This is a genomic window from Brevundimonas sp. 'scallop' (assembly GCF_011045535.1).
GTDB classification, from domain to species: domain Bacteria; phylum Pseudomonadota; class Alphaproteobacteria; order Caulobacterales; family Caulobacteraceae; genus Brevundimonas; species Brevundimonas vesicularis.
This window is the reverse complement of record NZ_CP039382.1, coordinates 1610618-1633622: the sequence shown is the minus strand read 5'-3', so window position 1 is coordinate 1633622 and position 23005 is coordinate 1610618. Positions and strand designations below refer to the sequence as shown.

At 62.9% G+C, this 23005-nt stretch carries 19 protein-coding genes; 4 read left to right on the top strand and 15 right to left on the bottom strand.

Annotated features, from left to right (window positions below):
- Nucleotides 1-117: 117 nt before the first annotated feature.
- The 5 genes from E4341_RS08080 to E4341_RS08060 form a co-directional block, all read right to left on the bottom strand.
- The gene (locus tag E4341_RS08080) at nucleotides 118-2295 is read right to left on the bottom strand and encodes an ABC transporter permease (RefSeq protein WP_240893509.1); all 2178 of its coding nucleotides are present in this window, start codon (nucleotides 2293-2295) and stop codon (nucleotides 118-120) included.
- Nucleotides 2296-2402: 107 nt separating this feature from the next.
- Nucleotides 2403-3464, bottom strand: coding sequence for an HlyD family secretion protein (locus E4341_RS08075; protein WP_240893508.1), 1062 nt, complete (start codon nucleotides 3462-3464; stop codon nucleotides 2403-2405).
- Nucleotides 3461-4984: a TolC family protein gene (locus E4341_RS08070; protein ID WP_165116493.1), complete on the bottom strand. Its 1524-nt coding sequence runs from the start codon at nucleotides 4982-4984 to the stop codon at nucleotides 3461-3463. The genes E4341_RS08075 and E4341_RS08070 overlap by 4 nt, the downstream gene beginning before the upstream one ends.
- 322 nt (nucleotides 4985-5306) lie before the next feature.
- Complete coding sequence (gene fixJ, locus E4341_RS08065; protein ID WP_165116491.1) at nucleotides 5307-5936, bottom strand: response regulator FixJ; 630 nt, start codon at nucleotides 5934-5936, stop codon at nucleotides 5307-5309.
- Nucleotides 5926-7404, bottom strand: a complete 1479-nt coding sequence (locus E4341_RS08060; protein WP_165116489.1) for a sensor histidine kinase — start codon at nucleotides 7402-7404, stop codon at nucleotides 5926-5928. The genes fixJ and E4341_RS08060 overlap by 11 nt, the downstream gene beginning before the upstream one ends.
- A gap of 151 nt (nucleotides 7405-7555) precedes the next feature.
- On the opposite strand from E4341_RS08060, the gene E4341_RS08055 reads away from it, so the two are divergent.
- From E4341_RS08055 to E4341_RS15425, 3 genes are all read left to right on the top strand, one after another.
- Nucleotides 7556-8245, top strand: coding sequence for an alternative oxidase (locus tag E4341_RS08055; RefSeq protein WP_165116487.1), 690 nt, complete (start codon nucleotides 7556-7558; stop codon nucleotides 8243-8245).
- A 222-nt stretch (nucleotides 8246-8467) separates the two neighbouring features.
- A complete protein-coding gene (locus E4341_RS08050) occupies nucleotides 8468-9022 on the top strand; it encodes a dihydrofolate reductase family protein (protein WP_165116485.1) in 555 nt (184 codons plus the stop codon).
- 145 nt (nucleotides 9023-9167) lie between these two features.
- The gene (locus E4341_RS15425) at nucleotides 9168-9311 is read left to right on the top strand and encodes a hypothetical protein (protein ID WP_174086714.1); all 144 of its coding nucleotides are present in this window, start codon (nucleotides 9168-9170) and stop codon (nucleotides 9309-9311) included.
- Between the two features lie 89 nt (nucleotides 9312-9400).
- Here E4341_RS15425 and E4341_RS08045 read toward each other — a convergent pair whose 3' ends face one another.
- On the bottom strand, nucleotides 9401-10696 hold the full coding sequence (locus E4341_RS08045; protein WP_165116483.1) for a sodium:proton antiporter: 1296 nt from the start codon (nucleotides 10694-10696) through the stop codon (nucleotides 9401-9403).
- A gap of 261 nt (nucleotides 10697-10957) precedes the next feature.
- On the opposite strand from E4341_RS08045, the gene E4341_RS08040 reads away from it, so the two are divergent.
- Nucleotides 10958-11356: a putative quinol monooxygenase gene (locus E4341_RS08040; protein WP_165116481.1), complete on the top strand. Its 399-nt coding sequence runs from the start codon at nucleotides 10958-10960 to the stop codon at nucleotides 11354-11356.
- 811 nt (nucleotides 11357-12167) lie between these two features.
- On the opposite strand, the gene E4341_RS08035 is transcribed toward E4341_RS08040, so the two are convergent.
- The 9 genes from E4341_RS08035 to E4341_RS07995 all read right to left on the bottom strand — a co-directional run bounded on the left by E4341_RS08035 (nucleotide 12168) and on the right by E4341_RS07995 (nucleotide 22902).
- Entirely contained in the window at nucleotides 12168-13307 is a 1140-nt protein-coding gene (locus tag E4341_RS08035) for a hybrid sensor histidine kinase/response regulator (protein WP_165116478.1), read from the bottom strand.
- On the bottom strand, nucleotides 13304-13855 hold the full coding sequence (locus E4341_RS08030; RefSeq protein WP_240893507.1) for a chemotaxis protein CheB: 552 nt from the start codon (nucleotides 13853-13855) through the stop codon (nucleotides 13304-13306). Before E4341_RS08030 ends, E4341_RS08035 begins: the two co-directional genes overlap by 4 nt.
- A gap of 20 nt (nucleotides 13856-13875) precedes the next feature.
- Nucleotides 13876-14700 carry a protein-glutamate O-methyltransferase CheR gene (locus E4341_RS08025; protein WP_165116474.1) on the bottom strand — a complete coding sequence of 275 codons (825 nt, stop codon included), beginning with the start codon at nucleotides 14698-14700 and terminating at the stop codon, nucleotides 13876-13878.
- A gap of 3 nt (nucleotides 14701-14703) precedes the next feature.
- Nucleotides 14704-18126, bottom strand: coding sequence for a response regulator (locus E4341_RS08020; protein WP_240893506.1), 3423 nt, complete (start codon nucleotides 18124-18126; stop codon nucleotides 14704-14706).
- A gap of 219 nt (nucleotides 18127-18345) precedes the next feature.
- Complete coding sequence (locus tag E4341_RS08015) at nucleotides 18346-19113, bottom strand: hypothetical protein (protein ID WP_165116470.1); 768 nt, start codon at nucleotides 19111-19113, stop codon at nucleotides 18346-18348.
- A gap of 51 nt (nucleotides 19114-19164) precedes the next feature.
- Nucleotides 19165-19953, bottom strand: coding sequence for a hypothetical protein (locus tag E4341_RS08010; RefSeq protein ID WP_165116468.1), 789 nt, complete (start codon nucleotides 19951-19953; stop codon nucleotides 19165-19167).
- A 191-nt stretch (nucleotides 19954-20144) separates the two neighbouring features.
- Nucleotides 20145-21377, bottom strand: coding sequence for an MBL fold metallo-hydrolase (locus E4341_RS08005; RefSeq protein WP_240612185.1), 1233 nt, complete (start codon nucleotides 21375-21377; stop codon nucleotides 20145-20147).
- A 2-nt stretch (nucleotides 21378-21379) separates the two neighbouring features.
- Complete coding sequence (locus E4341_RS08000) at nucleotides 21380-22351, bottom strand: hypothetical protein (RefSeq protein WP_165116466.1); 972 nt, start codon at nucleotides 22349-22351, stop codon at nucleotides 21380-21382.
- A complete protein-coding gene (locus E4341_RS07995) occupies nucleotides 22348-22902 on the bottom strand; it encodes a hypothetical protein (RefSeq protein ID WP_165116464.1) in 555 nt (184 codons plus the stop codon). Before E4341_RS07995 ends, E4341_RS08000 begins: the two co-directional genes overlap by 4 nt.
- Nucleotides 22903-23005: the final 103 nt, after the last annotated feature.

The window sequence follows — 23005 nt, the reverse complement described above, 5'->3', positions numbered from 1 at the left end:
ATAGCGCGAACGTCAGCCAAAGCGGGATAGGAACCGATATCCGCAGTGTCGCCATCCCTTTCGATGTCGAGATAGAGTTTGTTTCTCTCTAGCTAACTGATTTGTTCGCGCCCGACGTCATCGACGCAGGTCAGAACGCGCTGGTCCACCCACCACCCACAGGCCGCCATAGACGAAGGCAAGGCCTGTCAAAATGGCTGCCAAACCTGAGACTTCTGAAAGGCTGGCGCCCATGGCGTTCAGGCGAACAAAGGCCTGAACGGCAGCGGTGGACGGTGAAAAATGCGCGAGCCAGACGAGACCTTCAGGCATCATGAAATGCGGCCACGCAGCGCCTGACAGGAAGAACAAGGGCGCGGAAGTGCCGACCAGAACCTGCAAGACCCGTTCATGGCGATCGAAAAGCGCGCCTAGAAGCAGACCCACAGCGGCGACCGCCGCTGAAAATATGGGCGCCAGCAGTAGGACGCCGATCAGGTTGCCTGCTCGGGGATAGTCCTGAAACCAGAACACGAAACCGAAATAGAAGAGGCTGGAGGCTGTCCCAATCGCCGTAAGCGCCAGCCACAGACCCAAGCGCGCGCTGCGTTTCAGCCTAGCCGCGCCGGTCTCTCGACGCACGGCTGTGATCACGCCGGCTCCCAGCAATAGCGTCTGCTGCAGGATGATCAAACTAACCGCCGGCACGGCGTAACCGCCGTAGCCCTCCGTCGGGTTGAAGAGGGAAACCTGCTTCAGGGTCGGCGCCAATCTGACGGCGCGGGCGATATCAGGCAGCCCTTTCAACTGCGCCTCGGCGACCTGCGCTGTTGCGGCGGCGACGGCTCTGCCGACAGCCGTGACACGAACCAGATAGCCGCCGTTCAGCCAGATGGCCACGCCCGTCGGCGCCCCCCTGAGCAGATCGGCCTCAAAACGCTGAGGCAGGACGACGACCCCGTCGACCACGCCGCGCCGCATCAGTTCAAAGCCCTCAGCAGGGGATGAAATCACGGCGGCGACCTCGATCTCGCGCGACGCATTCAGGTCTTCGACAAGAGTGCGCGTCAGCGCTGTCTGCGTCGGTGTCGCTATGGCGATGGGCAGTCCCGTCGCGGCCTGTCCGGCATAGGCGGCCGGATAGTAAAAGGCGTAAAGGACGACGGCCAGGATCAGCAGACTGCTGACCGGCCGCGCACGCGGCAGGTTCCGGAACGTCGCGGCGAAGGCGGCGATAACGCCCTGTTGCGGGAGCGGAAAGTTCAAATTCTCCGGCTTGGGGACAAGACGCGCTCGTACCCGGATGAAAAGCGCCGAAATGATCAGACCGAGCACGGTGACGCCGCTCAGAATCATCAAGTCTCGCCATGCCGATGCGGAAGTCGCACCCGCGACCAGCTGGCCCGTCTGCAGCCGTAGATAGTGCGTATAGGGAAGAATATCGCTCCAGATCCGAGCGAAGCGCGGCCCATGGTCCAGCGGCAGAGTGCCGTTGGAAAAGGCGATGGCCGCACCCGAATAGATGGCGGTGGCCGAGAACGCCATATCCACCTCGCCAAGCGCGGCGACCAGAAAAGCCGACAAGACAACGCTCACCGCCATCAAGGCGAGCATGCCAAGGATCAGCAAAGGAAGAGAGCCTGCTACACCCCAGCCCCGGACGCCGCTGAGCCAGGCGATCCAGGCCAACCCCCACAGGCTGAAGACCACGAAGTGCGGAATGAGTCGCCCGATCAGAGCTGTTGTCGTGAAGCCGCTCGTCTCGGCCTCGAAGTGCTTGAAAGAGCCACCCTGCATTTGCCGACCAACCGCCAACACCGCGGAACAAGCCGCCAGCAGATGAAGGACCCCCGGCGCCAGAAGTCCGCCGAGAAAAAGCTCGAAGCTGAGCTGCGGATTGCCGACGATCGACACCTGGACAGCGGGGAGTTGCAATGCGGTTTCGGGCAATCCTCTCTGGCGCGCGCGTTCTTGCAACTGCTGGCCGGCCGCTGATGCGATGGCCGCGCTCTGCCCCAAGGCCGACAAGGCGCCGACCGTCTGGAAGGCGCCATTGAACGACACGGTCACCTGTTCCGGCCGACGAAACGCCCCGTCAGAAAAATCTGCTGGAAAATGAGCGACGCTGTAAATCTCGCCCCGTCGCATCAAGGCCATGGCCTCTGTCATCGTCGCCGGAGCATGGGTCACGCGAACACCGGCGCTCGCCTCCATGTTGCGAATTGCGGCGCGGCTGAAGGCCGAATTGTCTTGATCGACCACGGCGACCGGGGCCTGACGGATCACTCCAGGGGCCAGCATCGCCGCGATGACCATCAGCAGGATCAGCGGCAGGCCAAAGGCGACGAACGCGTCCCACCGTCGGGTCACCAGGACGCGTGCCTCGTCCCGAACGGCCGATACGAAGACGGCCGCGAGGCGTCTCACCGTGCCGACCAATCGAACAGCACGCTCATGCCAGGCCTCAGGCCGCTGACAGGTCGAACAGGCTTGGCCTTGACCTGAAAGCTTCGCACGTCATAGCCGCTGGACTGCCGGGTTGAGCGCCAGGTGGCGAACTCGCCCTGAGGATTGATGCCGGTGATCCGGAAGGCCACGTCAGCGAGGCCGAGTGCGGGCACATCGCCACGCACGATCGCGCCGATTTTCAGATCGCGAAACTGATCCTCGCGCACACTGAAGGTAACCCAGGGGTCGCCGATGTCCACGATTGTGAAGACTGGCACGCCCGTGAGCACGAGCTCGCCGACATTGGCGAAACGCTCCGCAACCTCGCCGTCGTTTGGCGCAAGCAGTCGTGTCTCACCCTGGAGGCTTTGGACCTCGGCGACGGCGGCCTGCGCGCCTTGCACATTGGCGTCGGCAACGGATTTTTCCTGCGGTCGTGTCCCTGCCAACGCCTTCAGATACTGCTGACGGGCGGCTTCGGACTGCGAGGCTGTAGCAGCGCGAGCGGCCACGGCTTCGTCACGGCGTTGGGCGGAAATCACGCCTTCGGCGAACAGGTTCTCCGCCCGCCGCGCAGTCTGGTCCGCCAAACGAGCCGTCGCCTGGGCGGCGCGCCAGACGGACTCGACCGACTGCACATCCTCGCGGCGAGCGCCTTCGCGGCTCATCGACTGAATGGCCTCACTCGACTGAAGCAGGGCCCGGGCCTGAGCCTCCTTTGCTGCAACCTCGGGGCTGCTCATCAGAGCCAACTCTTGACCTGCCTTCACCTGATCGCCCTCTGACGCCAGGAAGCGCTCCACGCGGCTGGGCACCTTGGTCGCAACGGTAAAGGTCTCCGCCTCAACCATGCCCTGAACCTGATCCTTGGCAGGACGGGCCGCCAGGAAGAGGCCCACGACGATGAAACCGATCAGCAGTACGAGGCCGACGCCCACGATCACAGGCAGAATACGTCGCCGTGCAGACGTACGACTGGCCGCGATCGTCGGCGCACCGTTTGTCGGGGCATCGGCAAAGGGAGGCGTCTCGCTCATGGCGCGCTTATCCGGTCTTCGCGTTGCAGATAGTCGTTCAAGGTCAGATCGCTTCCCGACGCCGCCAGCAAGGCGGCCAGGCTGAGATCATATTCGTAAGCTGCTGCTGCGCGTTGCAAACGCGCGGCCCCCAGAAGATTGCGGGCGTCCACGACCGAGGCGGCTGTGGCCTCGCCTTCACGGAACCCAACCTCCTGAACTCTAAGATTCTCGCTGGCGGCCTCTAGGCTGCTGTCCATGCTCAGAAACTGACGACGCGCCAACTCCGCCTGATTATACGCTCGCGTGACCAGCAATCGGGCGTCGTCTCGGGCCTGTCGTTCCACCTCTGCAGCAGCCGAGGCCTGAGCGCGCGCTGCGCCCAGCATGCGTCGTCGATCCACCGTCGAAATCAGAGTGTAACGGGCGCCGATCCCAACCGCCCAATCCGGCTCGGTCGGCAGAGCGTCGTCTGGGTTCAGGTTGTAGGTTCCGAATGCATAGACGGACGGCTTCATTCGTGACGCCGCGAGATCGGCGCCCGCCTCGGCCAGATCGCGCCCGGCTTGAGCCTGCGCAAGGCGAGCGTTCGCCTGGCTTGCCTGGTCAAGAAACACGCCGGCTGGACCGATTGGGTCACGGTTTACGAACAGGGGCGTGGTCGGAACGACGGCGCCATTGGTGTCAACAATCCTGGCGAGGGACGCCACGGCGTTGTCGTGCTCCAGTTCGGCCCTGTTGACCTGCCGCTGAGCCGCATCGCGGGCGACTTCGACCTGAAGCGTCTGGGCGTGGCTGAGCACGCCTTGCGATTCCAACAGTCGAGCGTTGCGCAAATGCAGATCGAAGCCGTCACGGGTCTCGCGTGCGATCTTCAGCGCTTCGGCGGCCAGCACCTGGCCAAAGTACGCCCGCGCCAGATTGACGTCCTCCAGACTGACCGCTTCCTGCTGCTTCGCCTGCGCCAGCTCCACATTGGCCGCCGCCGCTCGCCGGAGAGCTGGAATCGCGCCGCCGGTGTAGATCGGTTGAAGCGCGGTCACCGTGGGGCGAAAGGTCGTGTCGTCGACCTGCAATCGGACGTCTTGCGACAAGGCGGCGAAAATTTCGGGAAGCGCCGCTTCCAGCCGCTGGCCGATACTCTGCAACACGTCACCCGGCACACCCGGCAAATCCGAGATGAGCCCAGGAATGGCGGCGCCGAGCTCGGCCTGTGCGCGGTCCAGCGTGTCGCCCAGCGAGAGATCGAATGTCTTGCGATAACGGATCAACTGAGCATCGAGCGCTACGGTCGGCCGATTCAGCCCGGCAGCCACATCCGCCTGAGCCCTGGCGGCCTGCATCCCATAGCCCGCAGCGCGACCGAGACTGGAGTTGGAGCGAACACGTTGTTGAGCGGCCGCATAGGTCAGAGCGACTGTAGCGTCGCCCTGGGCCGCCTCTTGGGGCGCGGCCTGAACTTGGGAGACCGCCGCAAGGGCGTTCGGCGCTGATCCGGCCAAAATGCCCACAGCAACCCAGCCGATCCAAGCTCTACCCATAGCTTCACCCCGACGTCAGCAAGCATAACTAACTCAAGCGCAGCCGTTACGTCCAGCAACTGGCGTTGCGATATCAGCCAACGGTCTAACCCTATCCTCGTTATCGAGCGGTCGCTGTTGGAAGTTAGTTGCCTAGAAGCTGACATCCCTTAGGTCGCCTTGGCGTCAGAAGCCGTCTTTGGTCCCTACCCGCTCACCGCGTTTGGCCCGCTACGCCAAGGGGCCCGCTCGCTCAGTGGATTTTTCCCGATCTACCCTGAGCGACCGGAACGGCCCTTTTGCGCCAGGAGCGGAAACCGCCCAAGGTCCGAAAACGCGACATTCAGATAACTGAGCTGTCGTTCGTGAACGGCTGCAGGGTCAGGACCATCCGCACCAGTTCGGACAGGCTTCCCGCCTGCATTTTTGACATCAGGTTGGCGCGATAGACCTCGACGGTGCGCGGGCTGATGTCGAGGTCGTAGGCGATGACCTTGTTGGCGTGCCCCTCGACGAGCCCCTTCAGCACATCCCGCTCCCGGCCGGACAGGCTGTCGAAGCGGGCGGCGATCTCCCGGCGCTCGGCCTCCGCCGACGCCGCTTCGCCGGCCTTATCGACGACGCGCCGGATCGCCGCCAGCAGCAGGTCGTCGTCGAACGGCTTCTCGATGAAATCGGCTACCCCGGCGTGCATCGCCTCGATCGCCAGGGGCACGTCGGCATGACCGGTGATGATGATCACCGGCTCGCGTGATCCGCCGTCACGCAAGCGCCGCGCCAGTTCGATGCCGGTCATCTCGGGCATGCGAACGTCGGTGACGATGCAGCCGGGCGATCGATCGGACGCGGCGAGAAAGGCGACAGCGGACTCATGGGTGCGGACCGTCAGATCGGCGGTCTCCAGCAGGAAGGCGATCGAGTCCCGCACGGCGGCGTCGTCATCGATCACATGGACGACGGTTTCATTCGCCATCGACCGGCTCCTCTTCAAGGTGGGCGCGCTGCAGGGTGAAGTGGAAATCGGTCCCGCCCGCGTCGTTGGCTTCAAACCAGATTCGGCCGCCGTGGGCCTCGATGATCGTGCGCGAGATCGACAGGCCGACGCCCATGCCGGTGCGCTTGGTCGTCACGAACGGCTGGAACAGCTGGTCCGCCACCTCAGGTAAAATCCCCGCCCCGGTGTCGGAGACCGTGATGCGCACATGCTCGTCGTCGATCGTGGCGACCGTGATCCCGAGGTCCCTGACCGGCGCATCCTCCATCACATCGACGGCGTTGCGGATCAGGTTCAGTAGCACCTGCTGCACCTGAACCTTGTCGGCTGCCACCCGGTCGGCGGCGGGATCGACATCGAAGCGAACGCGGACGCCGTGCTCGCGCGCGCCGACCAGCGCCAGGGCGCTGGCCTCCTCCACCAGCTTGGGCAGGTCCTCGATGCGCCGCTCGGTCTCTCCCCGCGCAACGAAATCACGCAGACGGCGGATGATGACGCCGGCGCGCAGGGCCTGCTCAGCGGCGCGATCGACGGCGTCCGACACCCGCTCGAGCGGGACCGTCTCGGCCGCCAGCAGACGCCGCGAGCCCTTCAGATAGTTGGCGATGGCCGTAAGCGGCTGGTTCAGTTCGTGCGCCAGGGCCGACGCCATTTCGCCAAGCGCGGTCAGGCGCGAGACGCGCACCAGGTCGGCCTGGAGCTCCTGCAGGCGCGCCTCCGCCTGCTGCCGCTCGGTCAGGTCGCGAACGAATCCGGTGAAGAAGCGTCCTTCGGCGGTGCGCATCTCGCCGACAGACAGCTCCATCGGAAAGGTCGAGCCGTCCCGGCGCTCGCCCACGACCACCCGGCCCAGGCCGATGATCCGCCGCTCACCGGTGCGATAGTACCGCTCCAGATAGCCGTCGTGCGCCTCGCGGTGGGGCGACGGCATCAGGACGCTGACGTTCCGGCCGACCGCCTCGTCCGCCGTCCAGCCGAACAGACGTTCCGCCGCGGGGCTGAAGGCCCGCATGACCCCCTTGTCGTCGATCAGGATCATGGCCTCCGGCACAGTGTTGAGGATCAGGCGCAGATGGGTCTCGCGGCCCGAAAGCTCGCGGTGCGCGCGCTGAAACCACTCTCCGCCCAGCGTTACGGCGGCGGCGACGATGAGGAACAGCAGGGTCTCCAGCCAGGACGGGTCCGTGGTCCGCGCCAGTGCCAGACCGCCGAACAGCCCCAGCAGCGTCGCGAAGACGCCTGGCCCGGCGCCCCCGAGCGCCGCGCCGACCACGACGGCCGGCACGAAGATCAGGAAGGACGCCTGCGCGTCCAACGGGTCCGGCAGTTGCAGCCGCACCAGGGCCGCCAGGCCGGCGACGAGCAGCGAAGCCCCCGCAGCGATCCACGGCGAGTGCGGTCGGATCAGGGCCGACGGCGAGGTGATCGGCGATCGGAAGACGCGCATCGATCCTTCCCTACCCTTTCCGGCCACCGCTCCGCGCCTCCGCAATTCCCCCTAGGGTCAAGACCCAAATACCGGGATGCAGGGAGTGGTTCTACACCGCCGTCATCGCCAGACGCCGGATGGACCGGCGGACATCCCAAGGATACAGGCCATGAGCGCCCCCCTCGTCGATCTCTCCATCCACCACCAGCCCAAGGGGCTGTCGGACCGCGTCGCATTCGGCTTCACCAAGCTGCTGCGCTGGTGCGCCGACACCTTCTTCGCCAAGCGCTACGGCCACCGCGCCGTCGTTCTGGAGACGGTCGCGGCCGTGCCCGGGATGGTCGGCGCCACCATCAACCACCTCAGCTGCCTGCGCCGCATGTGCGACGACAAGGGGTGGATCAAGACGTTGATGGACGAGGCCGAGAACGAGCGCATGCACCTGATGACCTTCATCGAGGTGGCCAAGCCGACCCTGTTCGAGCGGTTCGTCATCGTCTCGGTGCAGTGGGTCTTCTACCTGTTCTTCTTCGCCCTCTACCTGGTCTCCTCCAAGACGGCGCACCGCGTGGTCGGCTATTTCGAGGAAGAGGCGGTGATCAGCTACACCCACTACCTGGCCGAGATCGACGAGGGCCGCAGCCCCAACGTCCCCGCTCCGGCGATCGCCAAGGCCTATTGGGGCCTGCTCGAGGACGCCACCCTGCGTGATGTGGTGCTGGTCGTCCGGGCCGACGAAGCCCACCACCGCGACGTCAACCACGGCTACGCCAACGAGCTCGGCGGCCTGCCGGTCCCGGCGGTGGCGCCCTGCCCGCCCCACATCGCCCTCGAGCCCACCTGGAAGACTGCAGCCTGACCCACGTCGTTAGACCTTGTGAAGCCCCCGGCCATCCGCCCGGGGGCTTTGTTTTACCGCCCACGCCACGACTGCGTTGCGCCAGGAGCGGTCATGCGGACCATGCCGGAAAGACGACATTCCGTGCGTGGATCAGAGGTCCTCTTTAGGGGGCGATGGCTGCTTCGCAAACCAACCCGTTGCGGACGTTGAGCTCGAGCCAAGATCGCATAGGCTAGCCTCATGGGACTTCTGACCTTCAGCATCAACCTCACTCTAGATGGCTGCGTCGACCATCAGGAAGGCATCGCCGACGACGAGACGCACGCCTTTTTTACCCGCTTGATGGACGAGAACGGCGCGATGCTCTGGGGTCGTGTGACCTACGAGATGATGGAGAGATACTGGCCTACCGTCGCTAGTGGCGAGGTGGATGCACCTGCGGCGATCCGCGAGTGGGCGGTCAAGCTGGAAGACAAACCAAAGTATGTGGCGTCAACGACGCGTACGACGTTCCCGTGGACAAACAGCCACCATCTTGGCAGCGACTTACATGCGGCGGTGCAAGCGCTGAAGGACGCTACGCCGGCTGGCGTGCTCCTCGGCAGCGACAAGCTGGCGACGGAACTAGATCGGTTGAATCTGATCGACGAATACAAGCTCGTCGTTCATCCAAGGATCGCAGGGCACGGTCCGACCCTTTATCACGCCGGCTTGTCCGCAACACGCAGACTAGAACTGCTCTCGACCAAGCCTTTCAGTAACGGCGCGGTCGCTATGCATTACCGAGCTCATTGATTGAAAGTTGGGACGATGTCCGCTTCCCACCCGAGGCGGACATCGGCCCAGCCGATTAGGCTAGTGCGATCTGGGGTATTCGCATGTCAAAGTCGCCTGCTGGATCGTTCAACTGACCATGGGCAGTGATGTCCAGCGTGACGGCATGTTCCTCGAACTGTCGGATGGGGTGATCGAACACGCGCTCTTGGCAGAGGTTTTCTACGCTGACGCAAACGGTCAGATGACCTTGGCGACGTTTGATAACGGAAGCATCCCCCTTGAAGTCGTGGAGTGGCTCATCTCGTAAGCTAAGCGAAGGCTACCGCCAGTCGATGACCGCTAACCACCCGTAGCGGACATTTGAGGTGCCTGATCCAATCGGCCTTGGTCACAAAGTCAGGCTGACGTTCCTCGCCCCGACGTTTCGGCCTGCACCCCATCCGCCTCTGCATCCGGATCGCGGCCTTCGCTGCGGTCAAACCATCGCATCACCGGCGTGACCGTGATCCCGTGCAGCAGGATCGACATCAGGCAGATCAGCCCCACGATGGCCCACAGCCGGTCGTCGCTCTCGAACGGCGCGGCGTTCAGCCCATAGGCCAGATAGTAGAAGGAGCCCACGCCCCGGATCCCGAAGAAGGCCAGAATCAGCTTCTCGCGCATCGGCCGCCTCCAGCCGATGAAGCCGATCATCCCGGTCAGAGGCCGCACCACCAGCACAATCGCCAACGCCACCATCGCATCCAGCGGCCGCAGCGGCGCCAGCAGGCCCGACGCCAGCCCCCCGCCGAACAGCACCAGCACCACCATCATCGCCATACGCTCGATCTGCTCGATGAAGTCGTGCATCTCGACTTGGAAATCGTGGTCCCGGTCGGCGTGCCGGAACGCCAGCGCCGTGATGAACACCGCCAGAAAGCCGTAGCAGTGCAGCATCTCCGTCACCGAGTATGAGATGAAGGTCGCCGCCAGGGCGATGAACCCGTCGCGCGTCGCGGCCAGTCGCGTGCTGGCCGGAATGGTGAAGGTTAGCCAGCCGAACAGCCAGCCGATCGCCCAGCCGATGCCCAGCCCGGCGCCGATTTCCCACAGCACGCTGACGGTCAGCCACTCTACGAACCAGTCGTCCTTCTGGCCCGCCGCCACCAGGGCCAGGGCGATGGCCAGGTTCACGAACGGGAACGCCAACCCGTCGTTCAGCCCCGCCTCGGACGTCAGGCCGAACCGCACCTCGTCTTCACGCCCTTCGCCCGGCGCCGCCACCTGGATGTCCGACGCCAGCACAGGATCGGTCGGCGCCAGCGTGCCGGCCAGCAGGATCGCCCCCGCCAGGCCCAGCCCCAGGACCGTCCATCCCAGCAGCGCGATCGCCACGATCGACAGCATCATGGTGACGCCCAGCAACCGCCAGGTCACGCCCCATCGCCTCGGATTGAAGATCCGGTCGATCTTCAGCCCTGCCCCCATCAGGGCGATGATCACCACGAACTCGGTCAGCCGCTCGGTGATCTCGGGATAGGTCTGCGGCAGCGGATCGAACCCCACCTGCGGCAGGCTGAACAGCGCGGCCCCAAGCCCGACGCAGACGATCGGCAGCGAAAGCGGCGCGCGCCGGAACACCAGCGGCAGCCACGCCACCAGCGCGACCAGCGCCCCCACCACAAACAGCATGAGGATATAGGAATCGGGCATGGCTCTCCGGAGGATCGACAAGGCGTCGTTCCCTTAATGCGGCAACGCCCGTCCGGTTACCGGTCGTTTCTAGAGGCTATGGTTCCACGCCCCGTTGTTTCGATGAGGAACGTCCACTAATCACCCCGATTTGGCGTCAAGGGCGACTGCTTTCCGGCCTAACGGCCAACATCCGCGTTCGGCGCCAAAGCCCAGGACCGAAATCGACCCGTTGCGGAACTATCCGCTTGTCTCGATCCATCGGCCAGCTAACGTATTGCGATGGAAATCAGCCGCAGAATCGTCGTTGCTGGCGTGGGCTTGGCCGTCACTTCACCGCTTCGCGCGTCTGCTGCGGACATGGAAAGTTCATCGATGTACGGCTTGATCGGCAAAATGACAGCGCAGCCAGGTCATCGCGACGAGCTGGTCAGAGTCCTCATCGAGGGTGTAAGCGGACTGCCGGGCTGTTTGAGCTACATCGTTGCTTTGGACCCGCTAGAGCCGGAGGTGATTTGGATCACAGAGGCATGGCAGAGCAAGGAAGCGCACGGCGCGTCACTCACGCTTCCGGCGGTCCGCGATGCGATCTCGAGAGGGCGACCGATGATCGCGGGAATGTCGAGGGTGGCCGAGACGGCGCCCGCAGGAGGGTACGGCCTCTCGGCGCCTGCCCACTAACATCCGCTTCCCACCCAAAGCTGACCATCGCCGGGCTTGCTTCAGGGCCCGGCTTAGGGTCACAAGTCGATTTGCTCTGACATCTCCCAGGCGTCATCCACCTCGATACCGAGATATCTGACTATGCTCTCCAATCTCCTGTGGCCGATCAGGAGCTGGCATGCGCGAAGATTGCCTGTCATTCTTGTGAATGAGCGAGACCTTAGTGCGTCTAAGGCTGTGAGCGCCGTACCCTTAGGGCTCTAGGTCAATCAACGGCGCCATCGGTCTATCAGCCCAGCATACGGCCTGGCGCCGATGTGCTGGCCGCACCGGCTCCGGCTTGGGAACGGCCAGTCGTCTTCAGGCTGGCGCGGCACACTCAGGCGAGCAGCGATCGCATCACGCGCAGGCTCGGTGATCTCAACGGGCACAGGTCTCCCGGTCTTCTGTTGGATGACGACCGACCGCTGACGGAGAACACCGCCTCTCGCCGCATCGCTCACGCGAAGTCGGACCAGGTCGCAGGCGCGTAGTTTCGAATCCAACGCGCAGTTGAACACGGCGAGGTCGCGAAATCTCCTAGCCACACTCAACTGTTGTCGGATGGACCAGATGAGCTTGGGCTTAAGCGGCGCCTTGGGGCCGATTAGACGGCGCGTTCCCTGAGGGCTTCGGTTGTAGGAACAGGTCAGACTGTCGCATGCCCCCTCCTCTGAGGTCGCCTGCCTGTCGTGACGCCTGCTTCCAGATAATGAACTTCTGGGCGCCAGTCCCAGACATTCACTGCCGCATTGTTTGGCAATAGCCGCGCCTACTCCGACGGTCGATGCTATGCTGAACGCGGCAACCGTATGGTGAAACAGCTGCCGGCGCCCGGACCGTCGCTTTCCACGCGGATGTCGCCCTTATGCAGATCGACCAGTTGGCGGACCAGGGCGAGACCGATGCCAAGGCCTTCGCTGGATCGATCGTCGGGCCCCTTCAACTGCGTGTACAGCTCAAAGACCCGAGCTTGCATATCCTTGGAAATGCCGACGCCAGTGTCGGAGACGGCGACTTCGACGTAGTCGGGCCCGGCGTTCGCCCGGAGCTGGATCGTCCCGCCCGACGGGGTGTATTTGGCTGCGTTGGTCAGCAGATTGCTGACGATCTGCGATAGGCGGGTGAAGTCGGCTGTGACCCATACGGCTTCCGTCGGTAGGTCAAACGTGAAGGCATGCCCACCCGCGTCGATCTTGGGACGGCTTGTATCGATCGCGGAGTCCAGCACGGTCTTTAACTGCACCCGTTCGAGGCGCAGGGCGATCTTGCCCTGATCTATCCTCGAAACGTCAAGCAGATCCTCGACAAGCCGCGAGAGGTGAAACACTTGGGTCGCCATCCGCTCCCGGATGACGGCGGCTTGATCTGGCTCGCCGGCGCGATCGAGCAACTTCAGCCCTGCGTTCAGGGCCATGAGGGGATTGCGTAGCTCATGACCCAAGACCGCCAGGAACTCGTTCTTGCGTTGATCTGCGGCGCTCAAGGCCGTCGCATGCACGTCCAATTCGTCTCGTTGCAGGCGTATCCGCTCACGCTGCTGATAGAGTTCAATGAAGATCTCCGTCTTCATTCGCAGGATATTAGGCTCGATCGGCTTCTGGATAAAATCGACCGCGCCGGCCTCATAGCCGCGAAACCGGCGCTGCTGTTCTGCGCTGCCCGCCGTGACGAAGATGATGGGGACATGACGGACCCGGGCGTTGCCGCGCATGAATTCGGCCAGTTGGAAGCCGTCCATGCCAGGCATCTGCACGTCTAGGAGGGCGAGAGCGACGTCTTCGGCAAGGAGCAGCTCCAGCGCCTGATCTCCGGACTTCGCCTTGAGCAGGTGGAGACCTTCGCGCTGGAGCAAAGCCTCAAGCGCGAGGAGATTTTCCTCGAGATCATCGACAAGAAGAACCTTTATCGGGGTGTCGAGGGTCGTCATGCGGCTTCGAGTTCCACCAGATAGTTTGCGATGTCCGCCAGACTCATGGCCGTTGCGCCCGCGCAGGCCGCGAGAGCGGCTTCTGGCATCGCTGACGCATAGGCCTCTGACGGGCGTTCGACGAAGGCCTCGCCACCCCTTTCCATAACGGCTCTCAGGCCGGCGGCCCCGTCGTTGTTGGCGCCCGTCAGCACGACACCGATCAGGCCGGCTCCATAGGCGTCGGCGGCGCTTTCGAAGAGAACGTCAATCGATGGGCGAGAATAGTTGACCGGCTCATCCGAGGACAGGGCCAGCCCGCCATCTCGCTCGACCAGAAGGTGATAATCGGGGGGCGCAAAATAGACGGTTCCAGGAAGGACCCTTTCCTTGTCCTCGGCTTCAAGCACCGCAAGGGCGCAGCTCGCTTGAAGCAGCGGCACGAGACCATTGCCTCGATCCGGGGGGACATGGACCGCGATCAGAATGGGCAAGGGATAGTCCGCTGGGAGGATGGGAAGGATGGCTAAAAGCGCCTGGACGGCGCCGGCGGAAGCGCCGATCACCACCGCGCGTTGTGATGGGACACTCATGCGCCTAGCCTTCGGTAGAGCTTTTCCTGGGGGACGAACTCAGAAAATTCGCCGGCGTGGGCCGAAAACCTCAAACTTTCCTTGGAGCCGAGGCCGAGGAAGCCTCCGCGTGGTAGGGAGTCCTTGAACAGGCCAATGGCGCGATCCTGCAGGGCGCGATCAAAATAGATCATGACATTGCGGCAGGAGATCAGTTGCATCTCGGCGAACGCCGCGTCCGTGACGAGGCTGTGATCGGAGAAGACGACCCGGGCGCTGAGGCTACGGTCGAAGACGGCCCGCCCGTAGTCGGCCGTATAGTAGTCGGACAGGGACGAACGTCCGCCCGACTTCTGGTGGTTCTCGGTGAATTTGCGCAGCCGATCGAGGGCGTAGACCCCGGCTTCTGCTGCGCGGAGCGCATCGGGATTGATGTCGGTGGCATAGAAGAGGGTGCGATCATACAGCCCTTCCTCCCGGAACAGGATGGCTAGGGAGTAGACTTCCTCGCCAGTGCTGCACCCCGCAATCCAAACCTTGAGCGACGGATAGGTGCGCAAATGGGGAAGCACCGTCTCGCGCAAGGCTTTGAAATAGGTCGGGTCGCGGAACATTTCGCTGACCTGCACCGTCAGATAGCCCAGCAGCCGAGGCAGCATCGTCGGGTCGTGCAGGACAGCGTTCTGCAGCGCGGTCAGCGTCGGATAGCCCATCTGGTCGCGGGCCTGCACTAGCCTCCGCTTGATCGACGCACGGGCATAGTGACGGAAGTCGAAATGATAGCGCTGGAACAGCGCCTCCAGCAGCAGTTGGATTTCGAGGTCTTCGAGAGCGTCGGCCATGGATCAGCGCGGCATCCACACGCGGACCAGAGAGAGCAACTTATCGACATCCAGGGGCTTGGCCATGTAGTCGTTGGCCCCTGCTGCGAGACAGCGTTCCTGGTCGTCCGGCATGGCTTTGGCGGTCAGCATCAGGATCGGCAGGCCGCCCCAGCGTCCATCGCTCCGGATGCGCTGTGTCGCGGTGAGCCCGTCCATGACCGGCATCATCACATCCATCAGAACGAGGTCTATGGCGGGTGCAGAGGCGGCGGACGCATCGAGCGCGTCGAGCGCTTCCTGCCCGTTGCGCGCGATCTGCACGACGGCGCCGCGAGGTTCGAGCACGCTGGTGAGGGAATAGATGTTTCGGACATCATCCTCGACGACGAGGATGCGCCGGCCTTCCAGCACGGCGTCTCGATTTCGCGCCTTCTGGATCATGCGCTGCTGTTCGGGCGGCATGTCGGCGACCACCTGGTGGAGGAACAGCGAGACCTCATCCAGCAGGCGTTCCGGCGACTTGGCGCCCTTGATGATGATTGAGCTGGAGTAGCGGCGCAGTTGTTGCTCGTGGTCCGCCGTCAGATCCTGGCCGGTATAGACGATCACCGGCGGATAGGCCTGCTGACCGTCCAGACTGAGCTTCTCCAGCAGCGAGAAGCCGGAGGCGTCGGGCAGGGACAGGTCCACAACCATGCAGTCGAAGGTCTGCTGTTCGAGGGTTTGAAGGCATTCCGCCGCCGTGCCCACCCCGACCGTCTCGACCCCGCCGCTCGACAGAAGGGCTCTCATGGCCTCGCGCTGGACGGCGTCATCCTCCACGATCAGGACTCGTCGAACGGTCCGGGTGAGGTCCTCCTCCAGGGCCCGAAGGACATCCGCCAGCGCCTCACGTTTGACCGGCTTGGTGAGATACCCCATCGCGCCAAGCGCGCGCGCGGTCGTGGCATGGTCTCCAGCGGACACCACATGGATCGGTATATGGCGGGTCTGGTCGTCGCGCTTCAGCGTGTCCAGGACCGTCAGACCGGACTGGTCAGGAAGGCCGACGTCAAGGACGATGGCGCTCGGCCGGTACTGTTTGGCGAGCTTGATCGCGTCCTCGCCATTACTGGCCACAAGACACTGGAACGCCATTTCGCGCGACAGGTCCCGGACGATGGCGGCGAAACGATCGTCGTCTTCAACGACCAGCAACGTGCGCCGGTTCACGGCCAGCGCGTCCCGATCATCCTCAATCGCGCGGGGCAGGACAGCGGGCGACGATTTCGGGGCGGCCTGCGTGACTGAGGACGCCGCGGGTTGCGGAGCAAAGGGCGCGCGCGACGCAACCTGAGCGGCGTCGTAGGCGAGGGGCGCGCTGAGGGTGAAGGTGCTGCCTTTGCCGGGCTTGCTTTCCAGAGTGATCGCGCCTCCGAGCAACCGAGCCAGTTCCCTGGAGATCGAAAGTCCGAGCCCCGTCCCGCCGTACTTGCGGCTGATCGTGCCGTCGGCCTGCTGGAAGGCTTCGAAGATGCTGTTCTGCTGTTCGCGCGAAATACCGATTCCGGTGTCTTTCACCGAAAAATCCAAGCCCCGGTCGCCGGGCGCGATCCTCAGCTTTACGCTCCCCTTCTCTGTGAACTTGAAGGCGTTCGAAAGCAGGTTCTTAAGGATCTGTTCCAGACGTTGACGGTCCGTCTCAACCAGATCGGGCGTCCCCTTGGCGACGTCGATCGTGAAGTTCAGCCCCCGCTGGTCTGCAATCGGATCGAACAGCTGGCGCAAGTCGCCGGCCAGTCTCTGGACCGAAACAGCTTCGGGACGGATCTGGACGTGCCCGGCCTCGATCTTGGAGAGGTCGAGAATGTCGTTGATCAACGTCAACAGATCGTCGCCCGAGGACTGAATGGTCCGGGCGTAGCGAACCTGCTCTTCGGACAGGTTTCCGTCGCTGTTGTCGCCGAGAAGCTTCGACAGGATCAGCAGGGAGTTAAGAGGCGTCCGGAGTTCGTGGGACATGTTGGCGAGGAAGTCGGACTTGTACTGGCTGGCCGCTTCGAGCTCCCGGGCCTTGAGGGCCAGATCGGCGCCGGTCCGTTCCAGGTCGTCGCGCTGTCCCTCCAGAACCTGTGCTTGCTCTTCCAGCTGGCTGTTGGTCTGTTCAAGCTCCACCTGCTGCTGCTCCAGCCGCACCTGGGATTCCTTGAGCGCGCGCCCCTGCTCCTCCAACTCCTCGTTGGAAACCCGAAGCTCTTCGCTCTGCACCTGTAGTTCCTCGGACTGGCGCTGGGTCTCTTCGAGGGCGTTCTGAAGATCCAGACGATAGCGCGCCGACCTGAGGGCGACGCCTATCGCAGCCGCACTTTCGTCCAGCAGCCGAAGGACCTGCGGTCCCGGGGCATGGATAAAGCCCAACTCGATCACGGCGTTGATGACGCCATCGGCGTTCGCAGGGGCGATGACGAGATGACGCGGGTCATCCCGTCCCAGCGCGGATCCAATAGTCAGATAGCCTTGAGGGACATCCGTCAGCAGCACTGACGCCCCATCAGCGGCGACCTGGCCCAGAAGGCCCTCCTTAAGTCGGAACTCCATAGGCACGGGCGCGTCTGATGGAACGCCCAGGGTGGCGGCGCGGCGGAAAACGCCGCCTTCGCCCTTGAAGATCGCTGCGGCTTGAAAGTCGACATATCGAGCCAGGAAGCCCAAGATGCTGTCGGCCAGCGCCTCGATGGTCTTGTCGCCGCTCATTGCTTCGGCGAGCCCAACCTGTCCGGCCTGAAGCCACTCCCGCCGGGCGCGTTCCCGCGTGCTGTTGCGGATGAGCAGGAACACCCCGACGGTGAGGGCGGCGCCGAGCAGGGCGGACAGGATTCCGGTCAGCAGGGCGGTCCGGTAAGCGACCTCCATCTCAGACAGCCACTGTCGCCGCTGCTGCGCGACGTCGGCGCGCATGATGGCCAAGCGTTCCCGGATCGCATTCATCGCCGTCCTGCCGCGGTCGGTTTCGATCATCGCGACGGCCGCCGCGAGGCCGCCCGTACGCCGCGCTTCGATTCCCCGGGTCAACTGCTCCATCTTGACGCCGACATGGCGCTTGACCTCTTTGAGGTTGGCCTGCTGCGCTGGGTCGCGCGAGGTCACTTCGGTGAGGATCGCAAGGTCACGGTCCATTGCGGCCACGGCGTCTTCGTAGGGCTCAAGATAACGGTCTTGGCCCGTGAGAAGGTAACCGCGCTGTCCCGTTTCAGCGTCCTGCACGGTCGACAGGACCTGGTCTATGGCCACCAGTGTCGTATGGGTTCCAACCACCTTCTGACTATTGGCGCGCAGGCCCTGGACGTTGAGGTAGGCGACGACGCCGCTAATCAGGAAGAAGGCGAGAACGAGCACGACGCCCACTCCGACCCAAATTTCGACCTTCGATCGAATGCGTCCAACGCCATGCTGCGTCTGAGCCAAGCTCGCTCTCCAACCCGAAAAGTTCATTCCGCCCGTCCATAGCTGCAAGCCACACCTGGGCAAACAGTGCTGAGGACGCCACCGATGTTTTCATAATTTCCCTGACCGAAAGCGGACGTCACCAACCGCCGCTTTGAGTCAGACTGAGACATTCGCCGTCCGCGCCCTGCCCGCTCAGTGCATTTGTCCACATCTACCCTGAGACAGCAGTTCGGCCGCTCAGCAGGTCAGCAGCTCGGGCAGATTGACCGGGTCATAGCTCTCTCCAACCTTGGCGTAGACGACCGTCGCATCCACGTCGCCCGTGTAGCGAACCCGCATCGACTTGCCCTTCTGACCGGGGATCAAGACCCCCTCCATGCTCTTGGTCTCCCCCTCTTCGCGCGCCCCGCCGTCGCTATAGGAGGTCGGGATCTGATCGATCCGCACGATAGGTTTGTCCGGGGTTAGCTCGATCACGTGTGCCCAGGTGCAGGTGTAGCCCTGCCATGTGCCGCCAGCCTCTGCGACCAGGGCCGGTGACGGGGTAAGATCAGTCCGGATCTTCCATTCTGGCGGGGCTCCCCACGTCCCCGAAACGAGAAATCCAGGCCAGCTGCCGATGCGCGTGAAACTGTCTCCGGTACGCTGCAAATAGTGGATGGAGAGCGACCCCGAATTGACATGTCCCTCCCCGCCCTGCCCGTCAGAGATGAGAGCGTATCGGCCCCCCTCAAGCGCAATCAGCTTGCCGGACCGATAGGTCCGCGTGTCGGTCTGGTTACCTGTCCCTTCCTCACGCTCGATCGGGGGCGGCCCGCCCCACGCGGTTCTGAACGCCAGCGCGGTGAGCTGATCAGGAGTAAGCGGATCCGCTGTCGGTTTGACGACCGCGGCTACTGGTGCAGCTTTAGAGGCAATGGGGTTCGCGGGCGCTTCCGATTTAGGCGATAGGTCGCAGCCGACCAGCAGAAGGCAACCGAGCGCGATGAAGGGGATTGGTTTCACGCTAATCTCCAAATGCACTCGAAGGTCTGAGGCTCAAAGGCGAGAACCATGTCAGTCGCTGAGTTGACCGATCCGTTCTTCATACACTTTGTATAGGCAGCCAGTATCCGAGCACGTGTTGCGTATCGCGATCCACGCAGTCTGCTCACTTCCAGATCCCGGCTGAGCTTGGCGCCGGCGCGCATAGGCGGCTGCCATTTGACGATCGAGTTCGCCTAAACCAGGGTCTGCGCAGATCATCTGCTCGACCGATGTGCGAGCGCGGCGGCAATCGAAGCTGGCGGTTCCGACAGATGAGGGTTGCTGGACAACGAGTGATGGCGCGGTCGCCGGCGCAGAACTTCCGGAGCGGCTTTGGTTGAACTGACTCAGATCGGCATAGCCAATCAGACCTGGAATGCGCCCAAACTGATCCACTTGGTAGACAAGCCCGGTTCCATCCGCAGCCGGTTGCATTGAGTAGGTCACGTCGGCGACGAGGTCATCAGGACCGAACAGACTGCGGGCGCCTACGGGCACTTCAATGCGAAGACGGCCCGAACAGGTTGTTCGATCCAACGTCTTATCGTGCGCGTTCAAAAGCGGCATCTCTAGCTTGGCGACTGACTGCCGTTGGAGATCGTTCATCCGAACGGGATCGGCGGTCGACAGACGTCGGGCTGCATCGAATGCCATCGTTTTGAGCTGCTCAACAGTCTCAGGAGCAATACACCGAGCATTCGGCTGTAAAGCAACGGCAGAAATTTCCTCGTCCGTTCCGGCTGGGGGTGTCGGGGCTTTGTCGCCGCAAGCGCTCAGAAAAGACGCGGCAATCGAAGCCGCAAGCATCAATTTTTTCAAGTTTGCCCCCATTGCACTGTGCCGTTCTACCACCTCAGATTGGGCTTCAGGTAGCTTAAAAGAGGCCGGCGAAAGAGATGAAAATCCCCACCGCGCCCGCCAGCACTCGGCAGGCTTCGCCAGAGAAAGTCCGGCATCTTTTTCGCGCTCAGTGCGATTTTCCGAATGTACACTGAGGCCTGTTCTGCAGCTCACAGAACCAACGGTTGCCCGTCGACGAGACGCGTAATCGGCGGAAACCCCTCTCGGTCGAGATCCCACGCCACCCCGTGTATCGGCACCATCGTCTTTGGTTTCATCGCGTTGGCGAACGCTCGAAGATCTGACGGCGACGCATGCCCGCTGGTGTGCAGATGTTTTGCCCTGGCACGGCCCTCGCCGAACCAGTTCTGCAGTCGTTGGCCATCCTCGTTTTTGAGATAGCCGCTCCACATCGCGTAGCTCCACGCGTCGTCTGCGGTCGGCGTGACCCCAGCCGGCGAGTAGTCCTTGATCAGAGACGGCCGCACCATGATCACCCACCTCTCAGGTGAGTTTACGAGCGCCTTGGCCGAGATGCCGTTCGCCGCCATGCGCGTCACGAACGCCTCGTCGCCCTTGCGCTTGTACATCCGCGAAAACGCGCTGGTGATGACCACCTTAATCGACGACCAGTCTGGTTGAGGTATGCGACCGTGCTCCGCCAACACGTCGAGCACCTCTGCCGTATAGAGGTCGATCACAAGCGTGCGCTTGGTTTTCAGACACGCGCGATAGAGCGTGACGGTACGGTCGATGTTTTGCGCAGACCACGCCACAAACACCCGCCCCTTAGTCGCCCGAAACAGCTCGACATAGTCCGCCTCAAGGTCGGTCTCTGTCATGCAAGGTTTGTCGCTGCCGAGGTTGGTCCCCTCCATCAGCAGCACGTCTATATCGGCCGGCGGCGACGCCATCATGCGCTCGACGAGCTTCGACTTGCGCCCGTGTGTCCTGAAGTCGCCCGAGTAGAGAATACGCCGACCTTCCACTTCGATGAGCAGCATGTGCGCATCGAACGCCGAGTGGTCCGTCAGGTAAGGTGTGACCGTGAACGGTCCGATCTGGTTCGCCTTGCCCACGTCCCACGGCCGGAATTCCCGCTGCATCGGTTGACCGAAAATGATCGCGGTCAGCTGTATGAGTCGCTCGGTCGCCTTGCCGCTGTAGATCGGCCAGTGCGCCGGTATTTCCTCGAGAAGGCCGTAGTGGTCTTGGTGAGGGTGTGAGATCAGCACTCCGTCGAGAGGTCGGTCTCGATCGAGCGTAGTTGGCAGCAAACCTACCGCATCATTCGGCGCATCAAGAGGTCGGCCGACGTCGAGTAGGATCCTGCCGGCGTCGCTAGAAAGCTCGATGCAGTTCCCGCCGATCTGATCGGTCGCGCGATGGACGGTGAGATTCACCGTCAAACGACGACCCCAAGATTCATGGCCTCGCCCGGTCGGACTTCGACAAACTTGACGGCGCCGTTCAACGCGGGCCGATGTAGATCTTCCCAGTTCCCTTCGCCGCGATCACCGGGTCTTAGGATGACCAGAACGGCTTGCCTAGCAACGTTGAGGGGCACCGTCGTCGCCGCTCGACGAATCGTGTCCGACAGCGTGATTTCCGCGCCGACACTTCGCGTCATGCCAGCCAGCTCCAGGAGACTTATCGCTGTCTGTGAGTACGCGTTGGCAATGGCATCGCGGTTTGTCGGGTCGGTGAGATAGTTCTCGTATTTCTTGAGCTGATTGACGACCTCAGGCTCTGCTTTCGAGGAGCGAACTCGACCGTCGTCGATGCGCTTCACCTCGCCGAAGATAACCGTCAGCGTCCCCTCGACCTCCTCGACCGCGACGACATCCATGCGTGGCGCGGTTCTTCGCGAGCCCCAAGCGGGAAGACCCATCTCCAGATCGATCACGCCGTCGTTCGCAGGGTTGTCGAGCAGCTGATCGATGAGCGGTTTTTCACCGCCGACCTTGGCGTAGTGCCGGTTCACGACGTCAATCCAAGCCTTCACCGTCGCAAGCCCTTCGTAGGCGCGCGATGTCAGGCCTTTGCAACTGATCCCGCGGTCGTCGAGGCGGGCATAGACCTGGCCGACCACCCCGCGCTCATCGTCGTTGCAGATGTATTTGGCGTGGACCGAAAGCGTCGGCCGATGCGATCCGTCGAAGCTGACTTTAGCCACCGATTGGCCGTGTCGATAGAAGTTAAGGTAGCCGTGCCGGACCGCCAAGCGCAGCCCGTATTCCCCGCTACTCACTCCACTCGGTTTCCAAAGCGACAGCAGGTCACGCCACCAATGATCGCTTACGACCGCAGCAACTGCGAGGGCGTTCATTTGCTTCGAGGTGAGTCCCCGGCAGAAGAGTTTGTCAGTCGTCGTCATTCGGATCCCGGCGTCGGAAGGTCTGCATTAAATCGCGCGTCGCCAACCACGCGACAGCTTGTTTTGTCGATGACGAAGCGCTGCCGAACGGCGAGCAGCGTTGCGTCATCGGCCGCCAGAGTTTCAGCGATTGTGACGAGCCACATCCGGTCCCAAGGCGCGTAAACGACATGCCCTCGCGGCCAGTCGCTGCTCTCTCTTCCCTCCACTGAGAGGCGCTGATGCGGAGTAAGGTGTTGGTCGTTCTCGCCGAGACCTGACCAGCACCGCTCGAAGGTCAATGAGTGATGCAAATCGATAAACGTGTCGTCTTCGATTTCCGCATCCTGAAACCTACGTCGGTAGCTAGCAAGCTCAGGATTGCCATTCCTCGGCTCGACGACCCAGAACCGGCCGACGAAGTGCTTGGCTGACCTAAAATGCTCGTCGTCGTCACTGATCGCAACCTGACCGCTCGCTACCTGCTGCATCACATAGTGGTCGTCTGGATCGTGCCGCCTGGCGGCGTCCTCGACGAAGTCCGCCAGATGCTCGTTTTCGTTGTGATCCATCGCTACTCCCCCAGCTCATTCAACCGTATTGATTCACTTGAGCAAGCGAGAAGTTTCTAATGATCAACCAAGTGGTGTGACCTACGACCGATTGTGACGTACC